Genomic DNA, 15,018 nt, shown 5'->3' with positions numbered 1-15,018 from the left:
GAGCGCCGACTTTCCGCAAGACAATTGCGATGCCGACGATGCCGACGCTTTTGCGGAAGGCATGCCATGGATCAGGTCCGCCAGCAGCAGGCTCGCAAGGCTGGGCCGACATTTGCCGAATTATACACGCCGAAGCTGGTGACGGTGCTGCGCGAAGGCTATCGCCTGCCGCAGTTGCGCGCCGATGCTCTGGCGGGCCTGACTGTGGCCATCGTGGCTTTGCCGCTTTCCATGGCCATTGCGATTGCCTCCGGCGTGACGCCGGAGCGTGGCCTGTTCACGGCGATTATCGGCGGCTTCATCGTCTCCGCACTCGGCGGCAGCCGCTTTCAGATCGGCGGACCGGCCGGCGCCTTCATCGTGCTGGTGGCATCCACCGCAGACCGCCAGGGCCTGGACGGGCTTCTGCTTGCCACGATGATGGCTGGGCTGTTCCTGCTCGCGATCGGTTATCTGCGGCTCGGCACCTACATCAAATACATCCCCTACCCGGTGACTGTTGGTTTCACCGCCGGTATCGCTGTCATCATCTTCTCCGGCCAGATCGTCGAACTGCTGGGGCTCAAACTTCCCGGCAAGGAGCCAGGTCCTTTCGTGCCGAAGCTGATGGCGCTTTGGCAGGCAGGCAATACGCTCAACCCGTCCGCCGCCGGCATTGCTCTTCTTTCCATCGGGACTGTCGTTGCACTGAAGAAATGGCGCCCCCATTGGCCAGGCATGCTGGTTGCCGTGGCGCTGGCTTCCTTGACGGTGGCGCTGCTCGCGCTGCCGACCGACACGATCGGCTCGCGTTATGGCGGCATTCCGCGCAGCCTGCCCCTGCCGGCGCTGCCGCCGATGAGCCTGGACAAGGCGATCGCTGTGCTGCCGGACGCCATCGCCTTTGCCCTGCTCGGCGCCATTGAGTCGTTGCTGTCGGCGGTGGTCGCCGACGGCATGACCGGACGCCGTCATCGCTCCAATTGCGAACTGGTGGCGCAAGGCTTCGCCAATATCGGCTCGGCCCTATTCGGAGGCATCTGCGTCACCGGTACAATCGCGCGCACAGCCACCAATGTGCGGGCTGGCGCACACGGGCCTGTCGCCGGCATGCTGCACTCCATTTTCCTGCTCGTCTTCATGTTGGTGGCGGCACCGCTCGCCAGCTACATTCCGCTGGCCGCGCTTGCCGGCGTGCTTGCTGTCGTCTGCTGGAACATGGTCGAGAAACAGGCGATCACGGCCCTGCTGCGCTCTTCGAGAGCGGATGCGCTGGTTCTTGCCGCAACCTTTCTGATCGTCGTCTTTCGCGACCTTACGGAAGGCATCGTTGTCGGCTTCGCACTGGGGTCCGTGCTGTTCATCGACCGCATGGCCAAGGTCGTGGCCATCTCCGAAAACGAAGCGCCGTTGATCGCCGACGACGTCGCCGATGCCAGCAATGGCGACCCTCACGCCTATGATGCGAGCGAGGCCAGCGACCCTGACACCGTCGTGTACCGCATTTCCGGCGCCTTCTTCTTCGGTGCCGCCTCGACGGTGGCTGCCGTGCTCGACCGCATCGCCGATCAGCGCAGGAACTTCATCCTCGACTGTTCCCAGGTGCCGCTGTTCGATTCCACCGCGGCCAATGTCATCGAAGGCACGGCGCACAAGGCCAGGAAGGCAGGCGTGCGGTTCGTCATCGCCGGTGCTTCACCGCAAACGCGGCGCATGCTCATCACCCACGGGGTCAAGCGCCCGCTGGTGAGCTTCGCAGCCTCGGTCAAGGACGCACAGGCGCAACTCGGAGGGGGTGCACGATCCTCTCATCGAAAGGTATAGCCGCGTGGTAGCGAGCCCAGGGTTCGTGCCAGCATCAGCGCCGGCAAGAAGCCGGCAAGCACCGCATTGGCGAGCAGGAAGCGCGCATTGGAGGCCAGCGATGGATCGATGCCCAGCGCCGCGCCGCGCGCATAGCTGACGACAACGATGGCCAGCACGATGGCAAAAGGCAGCCAATGTCCCTTCACCGCAAGGCGGCCATCGCCAAGAGCACGAGCCGGTGTGTGCCGGGCTGCCGCCAGGCCAGCCAGCGCTCCGGCGGCGGCACCCGCGGCGAGCCCCGCGGTCGTCGGCAAGGTAAGTCCACTGCGGGCCAGCTCGAAAACGTCGAGTGCAACAAGGATCACCGGGAGCGCGAACAGGCGTGCCGGTGAAACGATGCGGTCGCGGGTGCGTGCCCAGCCGGCATAAAGAGCGTAGAGGATCAGCGGCCACACCCACAATGGCGTGTGGGTGACGATGTCGATAAGGCTGGGGCTGGCGGCCTGGGCAGACATGATGAAACTCCGTTCGGGAATATCGTCGGTTGAAGGGTATCGGGCGGCGCGCTACCAGTGTGGCGCTGTCCGCCGTCTCGGCTGGCCAGCACCGTGGCGGCGTGCGGTCGTCGCGGCAAACGTCGTTTCGGGAAGGGACGATCCGATACGTGAAGCACGGCCTGATGCATTCCACGCTTCGCGAAATGCAGGCTCTCGCCTTTTCGCCTCGCTTCTGGGGACTGATCCTGCTCGCCACCGCCGTGCTCGGCGTGACGGGACCGTTCGGCACATATGAACGACTGACGCTGCTGCCGCGCCTCGCCTACTGGCTGGCGCTGGCGCTCGCCACCTTCACCGCAGGCTATGCCGTCATTCGCCTGGTCAGCGAGGTCCTGTTCCACGGACGCGCCGTGCCATCGGTGGTGCGGGCACTCATCACGGGACTTGCGGCGGGCGTGCCAATCGCGCTCGTGGTCACTGCTTTCGACTGGGCGGCGCTTTCAGCTCCAATACCGAATGCGTCGTCGGCCCTCACGCTGTTCTTCAACTCCGCCTTGATCGCCGCGGCTTTATCGCTTGCCTCTATGCTGATCGAAGGCGAGACAAGCGCCGATACCGAACAGCCGGTTGCCGCGCCGCCAGCGGGCATTGCCCTCGCCGCGTCCCAGCATACCGCAAGACCACCGCTGCTGGAGCGCCTGCCGCTGCCTCTGCGCGGCAGACTGACAAGCCTTTCGATGCAAGATCACTATGTCGAGGTGCACACGGACAAGGGCTCGACACTTGTGCTGATGCGTATGGCAGATGCGATGCGTGAGACGGAAGGCGAAGCAGGACTGCAGATACACCGTTCGCACTGGGTTGCGCTGGACGCAGTCGCTGGCACGGCCCGCCTGGACGGCAAGCTTTTCCTCACGCTGAAGGACGGCATGCAGTTGCCGGTCAGCCGCAGCTTTGCGGCGGCGGTGCGCGAAGCGGGTTTCCGATAACGCGCTAGTTCTACAGCGGACCCGCACCTGAAAAAATCTTCTGTCCGATGTCACACCTCCTGGACCTATCCCGTCAAAGGGCGAGGAGAAACGACATGCGAATTTTGCTCATCGTCATCGGCCTTTATCAAAGCGCCAACGGCCTTTTCATGCTGGTCGCCCCAATGCCCTGGTATGCAACCATTCCGGGGGTCACTGAGACCGGTCCGGCCAATCTGCATTTCATCCGCGACATCGGGCTCGCCTTCATCGCGGCGGGCACAGGGCTGTTCATCGGCGCTTTCAGGCGCGATCGAAAAGCGATCCTGGTCGCCTCGATCTTCCTCGGTGGCCATGCGCTGCTGCATCTGGCCGACCTGCTGCACGGCACGACGCCAACGGATGCGCTGCGCGACATCATGCTGATCGCGCTGCCGGGCCTGCTGCCTCTCATCGCACTCCTGGCACCCGAGAGGAGGCCAGCCTGATGCTTGTCCTGCTGCTCAAACGGGCCTTCCGCAAATTCGGCGGCCGCTACGGCTACGATACCAGCTACCTCACGGAGCTCGCGGATACCGACACCTTAGGCGCGTTCAAACTGGGACTGGTCTCGCCTTTCACCGACCACCGCTTTGGATTGGCCGCCGCACCCTATTTCGCCGCGCGCATCACTGCGGCACGGCAGACGGATTGCGGCTCGTGCCTGAGGCTCACTATCGCCATGGCCCGCGAGGCCGGCGTCCCGATGCGCGACATCCGTGCCATGCTGCTCGATGGCGCGGAAACCGCACCGCGCGAAATGTCACTTGCCCGCCACTACGCCGAAGCCGTGCTGGCCAACGACCCGGCGCTGATGAACATCCTGGCGGCCTGCGAGGCGCTCTGGGGCAAGACCGGCGTGGCCGGGCTTGCCGCGGCGACGGTTTCAGGTTCCTTCTACCCGCTGCTCAAGCGCGGGCTCGGCCACGGCAATGCCTGCGAACCGGTTCTGGCCTGGCTGGCCGGCGAAGCAACGGAAGAAACAAGGCGGGAGATGGTCGATGGCTGAAAACCCGCGGCTCGCCGCCTATCTCGGCGAGCGCCACCGCCTGACCAGGCTTGCCTACCGCTACCTTGGCTCGGTAAGCGAGGCGGAAGACATCGTGCAGGATGCCTGGCTGCGTTTTGCCGGAGCCGAAGAGCCGGAAGACGCCCCGAAGCTGCTCTCCCGCATCGTCACCAACCTGTGCCTCGACCGGCTGCGCTCGGCGCAGGCGCGGCGCGAAACCTATGTCGGTCCCTGGTTGCCGGAGCCGATCGTCGAGCGAGCCGGCGCGGTCGAACCCGACAGCAGCGACGCGGCACTCGACATCTCATTTTCGGTCATGCGGGCGCTGGAGCGCCTGTCGCCGCTGGAGCGGGCGGCACTCTTCCTGCACGACCTCTATGACGTGCCGTTCGAAGACATCGCCACGACGCTGAAGCGTACACCGGCAGCCTGTCGGCAGATGGCGTCTCGCGCCCGCAGGATGATCAGGCAGGACCAAAGCCGCTTCCCGGCGTCGAACGAGGACGTCGCACGTTTTGTGGCCGCATTCGACACGGCGATGCGCGCCGGCGATATCGAGCCGCTGAAGGTGTTGCTGGCTGCGGATGTCGAATATGTCGCCGATGGCGGCGGCAAGGTCCCGGCAGCGATCAACGTTCTGTCGGGCAGCGATGCCGTGGTGAAGTTCATGCTCGGCGTGGCGCGCAAGAATCCGGACCCGTCGCATACCACGATTGCGCCCGCCATCATCAATGGCGCACCAGGGCTTGTCGTCGCCATCGCCGGCAAGGTCGAGCAGACGATGAGCTTCGAGCTCAATGTCGCTGGCGCGATCTGCGGCGTCTATGTGGTGCGCAATCCAGACAAGCTCGTCGATGTGGGCGCGTGAGCTTCAGGCAGCCCACAGAGTCGTGGTTGGAACCGCCGCGAACTGCAGCCGCAGTTTGTCGGTCAGCTTTGCGAACTTGCGCTTCCAATCCTTGTCGAAAAGTACGGTCGCGGCGGCAAGGCATTCCTTGCGCAACCGTTTGCCTTCCCGCTGCAGATCCTTTCCGACAGCTGCCCGCGCCTCGGCTGTGATCGCAAGGGCTTCACCGTCCTTTGTCAGCAGAGCATCCAGGACAGCGAGATCGTTCAGGTCCCCGAGCTTGCTGCCGAGCTTGTCCAACGCCTTGTAGCGCTGCTTGTCCGGCCAAAGCTTGCCCAGCAGGTTGAATTGGGCGGCGTGAACCTTGACGGCCTTGCGCAGGTCGTGGAAATCCTCCTCCTTGCCGCGCGAACCGGCTCTGGCGAGCGCTTTCCTTGCACGCTCCAGCCCAGTCCGCACCCCGTCCACGACAATTGCCGCAGAGGCGTTCGGATCGGCCGGCAGGGTCAGTGCGCCAACGCGCAGCAACCCCTGACGGCAGGTGTCCGTGGCCGCCTCGATAACGGCAGCGAAAGCGGTGATGTCGCTCATGGCGGCAGCACGTCGTTCGACAAACACGGCACGAATACCGGCATAGAGATCGGCATGGCGGGGATACGCACCGGCAAGCCGGTCGATCGTCTCGATCAGCGCGGTTGCCTCGCGCGGCCCTGCCAGGCTTGCCGCCACGTCCCGATAACGTGTGTTCTCCGCCTCGAAAAAGGCCTCGTCGCCGGGCCGCACAAGCCGCAGCAGCGCCCGCACGGCTTTCAACCGGCGACGGCATTTGTGCAGATGCTCCTCCGGCTCGGCATGGGCCCGTGCCAGATGATCGAGCGCCAGGTGCACATCCTGCCGCAGCAGGCGCATGGCGTCGTTGGCAAGTGGCAAGTTTGCGTCGAGCTGTGCGCTCATGGCACCAACTCCGGAAAACCGTTCAACGCCAGCGAGGCGTTGGAGAAACGCAGTTCCCCGGTAACCTCGCGCCCCAGCCAGGCGGGCAGCAGGGCATCCGGCACGCTGTCGCTCGTTTCGAGTTCGGCCACGACCAGCCCATCGAGCACATCGTTGAAGACATCGACTTCATAGATGTAACCGCAATGATGGACGTGATGACGGGTCTTGCGGATGATGTTGCCGATGGCGAAAGCCATCATTTCGCGTGCGTCGGCGAGCGGCACTGAATATTCGAACTCATCGCGCACCCTCAGATCGGATCCGAACTTCAGCGTCAGCTTGGCAGCCTTGCCGTTGCTGATACGCATGCGGATCGATCGTTCCGAGGAGATGGCCATATAAAACTGGGTGATCGCGACGCTGCGCTCCACCGCCTTGCGCCAACCCTCGTCCCTTACCAGAAACTTGCGTTCGACTTCCTTGGCCATCGGCAGGGAATAAAGCGCGGCAGCGGCGGCAAATCAACCGCAATTGCGGGCTGGCCTGATACATGGCCGCCGCCGCCCTGCATCATCGCTTGCGCCGAAGACCGTCGATGACGAGGTTGGCTGCTGCGATGACGGCGCCGATGGCGCAAATCGCCGGCCAGCCACCCCATGTCCAGGCAACACCCGCCAGAGCCGAGCCGGCCGCGCCACCGAGAAAAAACAGGCCGACAAACAGGCCATTGAGACGGCCCCGTGCTTCCGGCTGCAGCAGATTGATGACCCGCCGACCCAAGGTCTGGTCCCCGGTGACACCGACGTCAAGAAGGATGGCACTGGCACCCAGCAACAGAAGCGGCAGGAGCCAGGAGCCTGACCAATTCGATCCGGCCCAGGCCGACAGGGCGAAGGCGAAAATCGTGAGGCAGTGCGCGAAGATGGTTCCAGGTCGCGTCCAGCCGCGATCGCCGGCGCGACCGAACAAAGGTGTCACCACCGCACCACCGGCGCCGGCAAGTGCAAACAGCGCAATGCCGCGCTGACCGAGATCGAAAGGCGGCTGCGTCAGACGAAGCGCCACGGATGTCCAAAACAGGCTGAACGCCGCCATCGAGAGGCTGGCCGTGAGGGAATGACGGCGCAATTCCGGTTCGGCGCGCAGCAGCTTCCAGAGCGAACCGATCAGGGCTGGATATGCTTTGCCGCCCACCGGCCGCCGCTGCGGCAGCCGCATTGCCAGAACCACGCCGAGCAGCAGCATCGCGGCCGCACTCATGCCATAGAAGGCCCGCCAGCCGAAGGCGTCGGCAATCAGGCTGGCAGCGGGACGTGCCAGCAGAATGCCGATCATCAGGCCGCTCATGACATCGCCGATGACGCGGCCGCGTCGTTCCGCTTCCGCCATCGATGCGGCAATGGGCACCAGGATCTGGATTGCGGAACAGGCTGCACCCAGTACCAGAAGAATGACAATCAGCAGCACGGCATCAGGCGCAAACGCCGCTGCAACCGTTGCCAGAACGGCGCAGCCCAACATCCGCAGGACCAGCGTGCGGTTTTCGAACAGGTCGGCCAAGGGGACGAGGAAGAACAACCCCGCAGCGTAGCCGAGCAAGGTGGCCATCGCCACCAACCCGCCGGTCCCGGTTCCGAAACCTAAAGCCGGGCCAATCAGGCCGACAAGGGTTTGCGGGGCAAAAAGGTTGGTCACGATCACACCGACCGCCACCGCGAACAGAAATACCTGCCAACCGGTGATGGAAGTCGGGTGCGATACGTCACAGGACGCATCGGTGACGTTGGTGGACATGGAGCTGCTCCTCGTCGTGAACATATCGACCAGGAGCTTTATTCTCAGCCGTCATCATGATACAAATTAAAATTACCAATAATGATTATGCAAAACTCGCATGAATATTCATGACCTCGAGGCTTTCGTCGCCGTTGTCGAGACAGGCTCCATCGTCGGAGCTTCGGCGCGGTTGAACCTTACCCAGCCCGGCGTGACACGGCGCATCCAGAACCTCGAAGACCGGCTGAACACCACGTTGCTCGATCGCCAGTCCAAGCCGTTCAAGCCGACCGCAGCCGGCCGGGAGGCTTATGAACATGGTCGCCGGGTGCTGCGTTCGCTGGACGATCTCAAGGCCGGCGTTTCGCCGGTCGGAGAGATCGAAGGCGAATTCAGGCTTGGCATCATGCCTTATCTTTCGGATGCCGCGCTTGCCTTTCCGGTGGAACGGCTGCGAACCGACTTCCCAAAATTGACACTGCGTATCACCTCCGGCTGGTCGCCGCGGCTGGTGGATCAGGTCCTGCGCAGTGAACTGGACGCTGCAGCGCTTTGCCTTGCCGAAGGGCTGCAGCCATCTGACGAGCTCATCAGCGAGGATCTTGGAATCCAATCGGTGGTGCTGGTCGCCGCGAAGGATCTTCTGCTGCCGAAGCCGACGAGCCTGGAAGGCCTGTCGAAATTTCCCTGGGTGATGAATGAGACAGGATGCGGTTTTCGCAACTTCATCCGCCGCCAGTTCGAAGCTGCGCGGCTGCCGTTCAATGTCGGCGTGGAGGCCTTGAGCGCCGATCTGCGGCTGTCGCTGGTGGCGCGTGGCCATGGCATCGGCATCGTGACGCCCGCAGCCTTGGCCGGAAGCCCGTGGCAGGACCGGGTCGAAATCATCGAGGTCCGGGATTTTCGGCCGCAGGTGCGCGCCTGGATGCTGCACCGACCGCCCGCCGGCCGTCTCGCCCGCCCCATTGCGGTCTTTCGCGGCGCGCTGCTCGAGGGGTTGCAAGTCCCCGCTCCGTTCACGTCCTAGAGCAATTTCAGCAAAGTGCGCAGCGGTTTTGCGTCCGGAGCTGCGTGAAAACAAAGAGCGAGAGCATCTCAGGCGAAAACAGAATCGCCTGCAATGCTCTCGACAAACGACACCGACTTTACTTTAATCATTCGATTGATTAAATTACGTCCATGTCAACCAAACCATCCCTCTCACCCGCCGAGATGACCAAGGCTGCACTGGTGCGCGCCGCACTCAAGCTGTTTGGCCGTCAAGGCTATGATGGCACCTCGACGCGCGAGATTGCCGCTGCAGCCAAAGCCAATATCGGCTCGATCGCCTATCATTTCGGCGGCAAGGAAGGCCTGCGCGCTGCCGTTGCCGACCACATCGTCGAGACGATCCAGTCAATCGCCGATCAGGCGCTCGGCGGCATGGCCGGGCCCGATCCGGCAAGCCTGACACCGGAAACGGCGCGCAAGCACCTCAAAGCCACGCTGCAAGGCATGGTCGCTTTCATCGTAGCAAGACCCGAAGCCGGCGAGATCGTGCAATTCATGTTGCGGGAACTCGCCGATCCCACGCCAACGCTCGATCGCATCTATGCCGGCCTGTTCGAGCCGACACACAAAAGGCTCTGCGTTATCTGGGAGCGCGCCACCGGCGAGCCGGCGGAAAGCGAGAGCACCAGGCTCGCCATTTTCTCGCTGATCGGACAGGCGGTCTATTTCCGGATCGGGCGCGAGCCGGTGTTGCGCCGCATGGGTTGGTCAAAGATCGGCCAGGACGAAGCCGACAAGATCCTCGCCACGCTGCACAGCAATCTCGATGCGATGCTCGACGCGCGCCAGGACAAGCATGAGCGGCAAGACCGATAGTTTGGGGGTGAAACATGAGCTTCCTGTGTTCATTGCCGCTGGCGGCAAAACTGTTCTCGGCATGCAGCGCCAGCGCGCCGCTCGCCGTCGGCTATGTAGAGGGCGATTTCGTGCTGTTGGCCCCAATCGAAGTGGCCGAGGTGACGGCGGTTTCAGCGCGGCGCGGTGACCGTGTCGGTCCCGGTCAGCCGGTCGCCACACTCGAAAAAGCCGATGCCGAGATCGCCGTGACGCAGGCAAAGGCGGCACTGGCCCAGGCGGAAGCGCAGCTTGCCGACCTGCAGGTGGGCAAGCGGCCGGAAGAGATCGCCGTGCTCGACGCCACCTTGCGCTCGGCAAAGGCGCAGGCGGCCGACGCCGCACGCACGCTTGCCCGGACGCAGGACCTGCTGAAACGCGGGGTTACCACCCAGGCGCAGTACGACGACGCTGCCACCCAGGCCGAGGTCGCGGAAGCGGCCATCGGCCAGGCCACCGCCAATCTGGCCGTCGGCCAGCTGCCGGCTCGGCCCGAAACGATCAAGGCCGCCGAAAACCAGGTCAAACAGGCCAGGACCGCGCTCGATCAGGCCGAATGGCGGCTTTCCAAGCGCACGCTTGTGGCGCCAGCAGCGGGCCGTATCGACGACATCATCCGCCATGCCGGAGACACCGCCGGCCCGAGCGCGCCGGTGCTCTCGGTGCTGCCGGACGGCGCGGTGAAACTCACCGTCTATGTGCCCGAAGCCAGCCTCTCCTCCGTGAAGGTCGGTGGTCAACTTGCCTTACGCTGCGATGGCTGCCCGCAGGACCTCAAGGCACGCATCAGCTACGTCTCTCCCGATCCTGAATTCACCCCACCGGTCATCTACTCGCTCGAAAACCGCCAGAAGCTGGTCTACCTGGTCGAAGCCCGGCCGGCCGGCGATGCAGGGCGGCTGCAGCCGGGGCAGATCGTGGATGTGGATCTGGTGAGTGGCGATTAGGCATGAACGCCATCGATGTCAAAAATCTGGTCAAGCGCTTCGGCGACCGCACCGTCGTCGACCATGTCTCGATGGATGTGGCGGAAGGCGAGATCGTTGGCTTCCTCGGCCCCAATGGCTCCGGCAAGACAACGACAATCCGCATGATGTGCGGGCTGCTCACGCCGGACGAAGGCGAAGGCAGCGTGCTCGGCTACGACCTCAGGACCGAGAGCCTGAAGATCAAGAACGAGGTCGGCTACATGACGCAGAAGTTCTCGTTCTACGAGGACCTGACGATCGGCGAAAATCTCGAATTCGTCGCCCGCCTTTATCGCCTGAAGCCGATCGAGGATCACGTCGCAAGGACGCTTGCGGAACTCGGCCTGGCCAGCCGACGCAACCAGCTTGCCGGAACGCTTTCCGGCGGCTGGAAGCAGCGGCTGGCTCTCGCCGCCTGCATCATGCACAAGCCCCGCCTGCTGCTACTCGACGAGCCCACTGCCGGCGTCGATCCCAAAGCCCGGCGCGAATTCTGGGACGAGATCCATCACCTTGCGCGCGGCGGCCTCACCGTTCTGGTCTCGACCCATTACATGGACGAGGCGGAGCGCTGCCACCGCATCTCCTACATTTCCTACGGCAAGCTGCTGGCGACCGGCACGGTGGCGGACGTGGTGAAGAATGCGGGCCTCACCACTTTCATCGTCGAAGGACCCCGGCTCGACACGGTGACGGCAGCCCTGGAAGGCAGGACGGGTGTCGACCAGGTGGCACCATTCGGCGCGACACTGCATGTCGTCGGCTCGGATGCCGCCGCGCTGAAGCTGGCACTGGCCGATGTCGAAAAAGCGCATCCCGGCGTCAGGGTGACGCCCGGTGAAACCAGCCTGGAAGACGTGTTCATCCAGTTCATGGCCGGCTCGAAGGACAATATGGCGTGAGCAACCTGTTTTCCTCCGCCAGGCTCGGCGCGCTGCTGACCAAGGAATTCATCCAGATGCGACGCGATCGCGTCACCTTCGCGATGATGCTGGGGGTGCCGCTGATGCTGCTCATCCTGTTCGGCTTCGCCATCAACAACGATCCCAAGCGGCTGCCCGCCGCGTTGCTGGCGATGAGCAACGACCCTTACACGCGCGCCATGGTCTCGGCGCTGGAGAACACCAACTACTACCGCTTCGACTATGTCGCCCGCACGGAGGCCGAGGCGGACTTCCTGCTGGCGCGCGGCGACGTCTCTTTCGTGGTCACCATCCCGGCCGATTTCGGCAAGCGCGTCGAACGCGGCGACCGGCCGCAAATCCTCATCGAGGCCGATGCGACCGACCCGTCATCGGCGAGCGGCGCCATCTCCACGCTCGGCACCGTCGCCTCGCAGGCCCTGCTGCGCGCCCGCGGCATGGAGGCTACCGCGGCGGAGGATGCGGCTAGCCAGCTCGATGTCATCACCCACCGCCTCTACAATCCCGAAGGCATTTCTCAGTACAACATCGTGCCCGGCCTGCTCGGGGTCATCCTGCAGATGACCATGGTGATGATGACGGCCATGGCGCTGACGCGCGAGAGCGAGCGCGGCACGATGGAGAACCTGCTCGCCATGCCGGCGAGCCCGGTCGAGATCATGCTTGGCAAGGTCTTGCCCTATGCCTGCGTCGGGGCGGTTCAGGTGGTGGTGGTGCTGTTTGCGGCGAAGCTCCTGTTCCATGTCCCCTTCGTCGGCAGCCTCGGATTGCTTCTGTCGTCGATCCTGGTCTTCGTCCTGGGACTGGTGCTGCTCGGCTACACAATCTCGACGGTGTCGCGCACGCAGATGCAGGCGATGCAGCTCACTTTCTTCTTTTTCCTGCCCTCTATCCTGCTGTCCGGTTTCATGTTCCCCTATCGCGGCATGCCCGGATGGGCACAAACGCTTGGCGAAATCTTCCCGCTCACGCATTTCCTGCGCATCGTGCGTGCTGTGATGTTGAAAGGCGCCGGCTTTGGCGCCATCGCCAGCGAGATCGGCTGGCTGATCTTTTTCGTGGCGCTGTTCGCCGGGCTGGCGTTGATGCGTTTCCGCCGCACACTCGACTAGGGCGTTTCCGTTTTCAGCAGAAGCGCACTACGCCGCAGCCAGGATCCTGGCATAGGTACCAAAGTCAACGTTGCCGCCGGAGAGCACCACCGCCACGCTTTTGCCGGCAAGATCGATCTGGCCGGAGGATAACGCGGCAAGCCCGACACAGCCACCGGGCTCCACCACCAGCTTGAGATAGGCCATGGCATCGCGCATCGCCGCCGCCGTCGCTTTGTCCGAAACCGCGATGGAACCGGCAAGGTTCCTGCGGTTGATCTCGAATGTGATGGCGCCGGGCTCATGGGTGAGGATGGCGTCGCAGATCGAGTCATGGCCAGGATCGTTGCCGATGCGCGTGCCGGCTTCCAGCGAACGGCGGGTGTCGTCGAAATGTTCGGGCTCGGCCACCCAGACCACGGTCTGCGGCGAGGCATCCTTGACTGCGATCGAAATGCCGCTCGACAGGCCTCCGCCACCGCAGGGCATCACCACGGCATCGAGCGTCACGCCAAGGGCGGTCGCCTGCGCCACCAATTCCAGCCCGATCGTGCCCTGGCCGGCAATGATGGCGGGATCGTCGAAGGGTGGTACCAGCGCCATGCCTTGCTCCACCCAGGGCCGCACCACCGCCATGCGGTCGTCGCCGAAGCGATCGAAACGCACCACTTCGGCACCCATGCGCTGCACATTGGCAACCTTGGTTTCCGGCGCGTCTGAAGGCATGGCGATGACGCTCTTCAGGCCGAACATCGCCGCGGCCGCCGCGACGCCCTGGGCGTGATTGCCGGATGAGAAGGCGACCACCCCGCCGCGGCGCTCTTCCTGCGACAACGAGGAAATCTTGTTGTAGGCGCCACGAAATTTGAACGAACCGGTGCGTTGCAGCGTTTCCGGCTTGAACAGGATACGACCACCGAAACGCTCGTTGAGCATGGGAGATTCGATCAACGGTGTCGTCACGATCAAACCCGCCAGACGTTCGGCGGCGTTACGGACATCCGCGATCGCAGGAAGCGAAGCTGTCATGGGACCCTGCCTAATCACACATTCGCCGTCATCATGTGCGCGAAGCATGGGCGAGTGCCAACGAAAAGATGTGACCGTGACAATGTTCATTCGCTTGGAGCAATTCCAGGAAAAGTGCGTAGCGGTTTTCCGTCCGGAATTGCGCAAAACAAAGAGTTAGAGCGTTTCCGTAATAACGGAAATGCTCTGGTGTCATCGGTTCGTCAGGGACGTCGGCGGTGCTCACCGATTGTTTCGACCCTAAGCGAAATCTGACTTGAACAGGAAGGCGCCGCCTGACCATGTGCGGCGATGAGAGGAGGCCTCCAAATGCGCAAGATCCTTACCCTTTCCACCCTCGCCATGACATTGGCGCTGACCAGCATGCCGCTGGCAACCGCCTCGGCCGAAGATCTCAACATCCAGATCGGACCGGACGGACCCAAGGTCATCATGCGCGACCGGCGCTGCGATCCCGACCGCGAATATTGCGGCGATCGCCGCCGCTCGGATGAATGGCGCAATGAGGACGACGGTTATGGCCGCCGCCGCCCCGACGAATGGCGCAGCGACCGCAACGATCCGGACGAATTCTCCGAGCGCCGCCGCGAATGCAGCCCGGACCGCGCGCTCGACAAGGCCGAGCGTATGGGCGTACGCCGCGCTCGTGTCGCCGGCGTCGGCCGCCGCACCATCGAGGTGCGTGGCATGACCCGCAGCGGTGAACGCGTGCGCCTTATCTTCGGTCGTCGCGATCCGCGTTGCCCGCTGATGAGCTGATCGCACGGGCAGTAGGCAGTAGGCAGTAGACGGTAAATCTTGGCGTCACGCGGAGCGTGTCTACCCGTTTTTCTACTGCCTATTCGCTATTGCCTACTGCCCAGCCCTCACCCCAGCAGCGTCGGCTTGCGCTTGTTTCCTCCGGCCTTGCGCCAGGAATTGAAACGGTGCGTCGCTGCCGCGAAGGAGATCTTCATTTTCTGCGAGACGGAATAGCGCGATGCCCCCTGGTCGAAGAGCCGGTAACAGCATTCGACCCCCTCACCCGTCAGCTTGCCGTCCGATGTCTTGTTGTGCGGATTGGCCGGATCGAACGGCTCGATCTGGGCCGACACCATGTCTCTGAGGCGCGCCAGATCAGCTTCGATCGACGCAATGAGGTCGAGCACGGGTTTGGGGTCGATATGTTTCACGCGCCTGGCTGCCGTCATGCAGAATATCTCCGGTTTGGCTTCCTCGATATATAGGTGAACATTTGCCGATAAAAAGGCGCGCACGAAGCGCCCG

At 63.5% G+C, this 15,018-nt stretch carries 17 protein-coding genes; 11 read left to right on the top strand and 6 right to left on the bottom strand.

Translation table 11 applies throughout. The annotated features are described in order from the left end of the window. The first annotated feature begins 66 nt into the window (after positions 1 to 66). Positions 67 to 1,803, top strand: a complete 1,737-nt coding sequence (locus AC3WTO_RS01880) for a SulP family inorganic anion transporter (RefSeq protein WP_492458982.1) — start codon at positions 67 to 69, stop codon at positions 1,801 to 1,803. Here the strand turns inward: AC3WTO_RS01880 and AC3WTO_RS01875 are convergent. Next, complete coding sequence (locus AC3WTO_RS01875; RefSeq protein ID WP_492458981.1) at positions 1,788 to 2,300, bottom strand: DUF6622 family protein; 513 nt, start codon at positions 2,298 to 2,300, stop codon at positions 1,788 to 1,790. The two genes, AC3WTO_RS01880 and AC3WTO_RS01875, sit on opposite strands and share 16 nt — an antisense overlap. 164 nt (positions 2,301 to 2,464) lie before the next feature. Between AC3WTO_RS01875 and AC3WTO_RS01870 the strand changes: the two genes are divergently transcribed. From AC3WTO_RS01870 to sigJ, 4 genes are all read left to right on the top strand, one after another. Then, entirely contained in the window at positions 2,465 to 3,271 is an 807-nt protein-coding gene (locus AC3WTO_RS01870) for a LytTR family DNA-binding domain-containing protein (protein WP_492458980.1), read from the top strand. A gap of 95 nt (positions 3,272 to 3,366) precedes the next feature. Beyond that, complete coding sequence (locus AC3WTO_RS01865) at positions 3,367 to 3,738, top strand: hypothetical protein (protein WP_492458979.1); 372 nt, start codon at positions 3,367 to 3,369, stop codon at positions 3,736 to 3,738. Next, positions 3,738 to 4,298 (top strand): hypothetical protein, encoded by a 561-nt coding sequence (locus AC3WTO_RS01860; RefSeq protein ID WP_492458978.1) that lies wholly within the window; start codon positions 3,738 to 3,740, stop codon positions 4,296 to 4,298. Before AC3WTO_RS01865 ends, AC3WTO_RS01860 begins: the two co-directional genes overlap by 1 nt. Then, positions 4,291 to 5,166 carry an RNA polymerase sigma factor SigJ gene (sigJ, locus tag AC3WTO_RS01855; protein ID WP_492458977.1) on the top strand — a complete coding sequence of 292 codons (876 nt, stop codon included), beginning with the start codon at positions 4,291 to 4,293 and terminating at the stop codon, positions 5,164 to 5,166. Before AC3WTO_RS01860 ends, sigJ begins: the two co-directional genes overlap by 8 nt. Before the next feature lie 3 nt (positions 5,167 to 5,169). On the opposite strand, the gene AC3WTO_RS01850 is transcribed toward sigJ, so the two are convergent. The 3 genes from AC3WTO_RS01850 to AC3WTO_RS01840 form a co-directional block, all read right to left on the bottom strand. After that, positions 5,170 to 6,099, bottom strand: coding sequence for a CHAD domain-containing protein (locus tag AC3WTO_RS01850; protein ID WP_492458976.1), 930 nt, complete (start codon positions 6,097 to 6,099; stop codon positions 5,170 to 5,172). After that, positions 6,096 to 6,569: a CYTH domain-containing protein gene (locus AC3WTO_RS01845; RefSeq protein ID WP_492458975.1), complete on the bottom strand. Its 474-nt coding sequence runs from the start codon at positions 6,567 to 6,569 to the stop codon at positions 6,096 to 6,098. Before AC3WTO_RS01845 ends, AC3WTO_RS01850 begins: the two co-directional genes overlap by 4 nt. 82 nt (positions 6,570 to 6,651) lie before the next feature. Further along, on the bottom strand, positions 6,652 to 7,875 hold the full coding sequence (locus AC3WTO_RS01840; RefSeq protein ID WP_492458973.1) for an MFS transporter: 1,224 nt from the start codon (positions 7,873 to 7,875) through the stop codon (positions 6,652 to 6,654). A gap of 100 nt (positions 7,876 to 7,975) precedes the next feature. On the opposite strand from AC3WTO_RS01840, the gene AC3WTO_RS01835 reads away from it, so the two are divergent. The 5 genes from AC3WTO_RS01835 to AC3WTO_RS01815 all read left to right on the top strand — a co-directional run bounded on the left by AC3WTO_RS01835 (position 7,976) and on the right by AC3WTO_RS01815 (position 12,744). Then, a complete protein-coding gene (locus AC3WTO_RS01835; protein ID WP_492458972.1) occupies positions 7,976 to 8,884 on the top strand; it encodes a LysR family transcriptional regulator in 909 nt (302 codons plus the stop codon). Between the two features lie 152 nt (positions 8,885 to 9,036). After that, positions 9,037 to 9,723 carry a CerR family C-terminal domain-containing protein gene (locus AC3WTO_RS01830; protein WP_492458971.1) on the top strand — a complete coding sequence of 229 codons (687 nt, stop codon included), beginning with the start codon at positions 9,037 to 9,039 and terminating at the stop codon, positions 9,721 to 9,723. A gap of 14 nt (positions 9,724 to 9,737) precedes the next feature. After that, positions 9,738 to 10,688: an HlyD family secretion protein gene (locus AC3WTO_RS01825; RefSeq protein WP_492458970.1), complete on the top strand. Its 951-nt coding sequence runs from the start codon at positions 9,738 to 9,740 to the stop codon at positions 10,686 to 10,688. 2 nt (positions 10,689 to 10,690) lie between these two features. Then, the gene (locus tag AC3WTO_RS01820; protein WP_492458969.1) at positions 10,691 to 11,611 is read left to right on the top strand and encodes an ABC transporter ATP-binding protein; all 921 of its coding nucleotides are present in this window, start codon (positions 10,691 to 10,693) and stop codon (positions 11,609 to 11,611) included. Next, entirely contained in the window at positions 11,608 to 12,744 is a 1,137-nt protein-coding gene (locus AC3WTO_RS01815; protein WP_492458968.1) for an ABC transporter permease, read from the top strand. Before AC3WTO_RS01820 ends, AC3WTO_RS01815 begins: the two co-directional genes overlap by 4 nt. 27 nt (positions 12,745 to 12,771) lie before the next feature. Here AC3WTO_RS01815 and AC3WTO_RS01810 read toward each other — a convergent pair whose 3' ends face one another. After that, the gene (locus AC3WTO_RS01810; protein WP_492458967.1) at positions 12,772 to 13,752 is read right to left on the bottom strand and encodes a threonine ammonia-lyase; all 981 of its coding nucleotides are present in this window, start codon (positions 13,750 to 13,752) and stop codon (positions 12,772 to 12,774) included. A gap of 309 nt (positions 13,753 to 14,061) precedes the next feature. On the opposite strand from AC3WTO_RS01810, the gene AC3WTO_RS01805 reads away from it, so the two are divergent. Next, entirely contained in the window at positions 14,062 to 14,511 is a 450-nt protein-coding gene (locus AC3WTO_RS01805) for a hypothetical protein (RefSeq protein WP_492458966.1), read from the top strand. A gap of 107 nt (positions 14,512 to 14,618) precedes the next feature. Here AC3WTO_RS01805 and AC3WTO_RS01800 read toward each other — a convergent pair whose 3' ends face one another. Further along, positions 14,619 to 14,942 carry a hypothetical protein gene (locus AC3WTO_RS01800; RefSeq protein WP_492458965.1) on the bottom strand — a complete coding sequence of 108 codons (324 nt, stop codon included), beginning with the start codon at positions 14,940 to 14,942 and terminating at the stop codon, positions 14,619 to 14,621. Positions 14,943 to 15,018 lie beyond the last annotated feature (76 nt).

Source organism: Mesorhizobium sp. EU05-FHT14A09 (assembly GCF_058790995.1).
The sequence above is the reverse complement of the archived record's forward strand: the minus strand, read 5'-3'. Positions and strand labels throughout refer to the sequence as shown.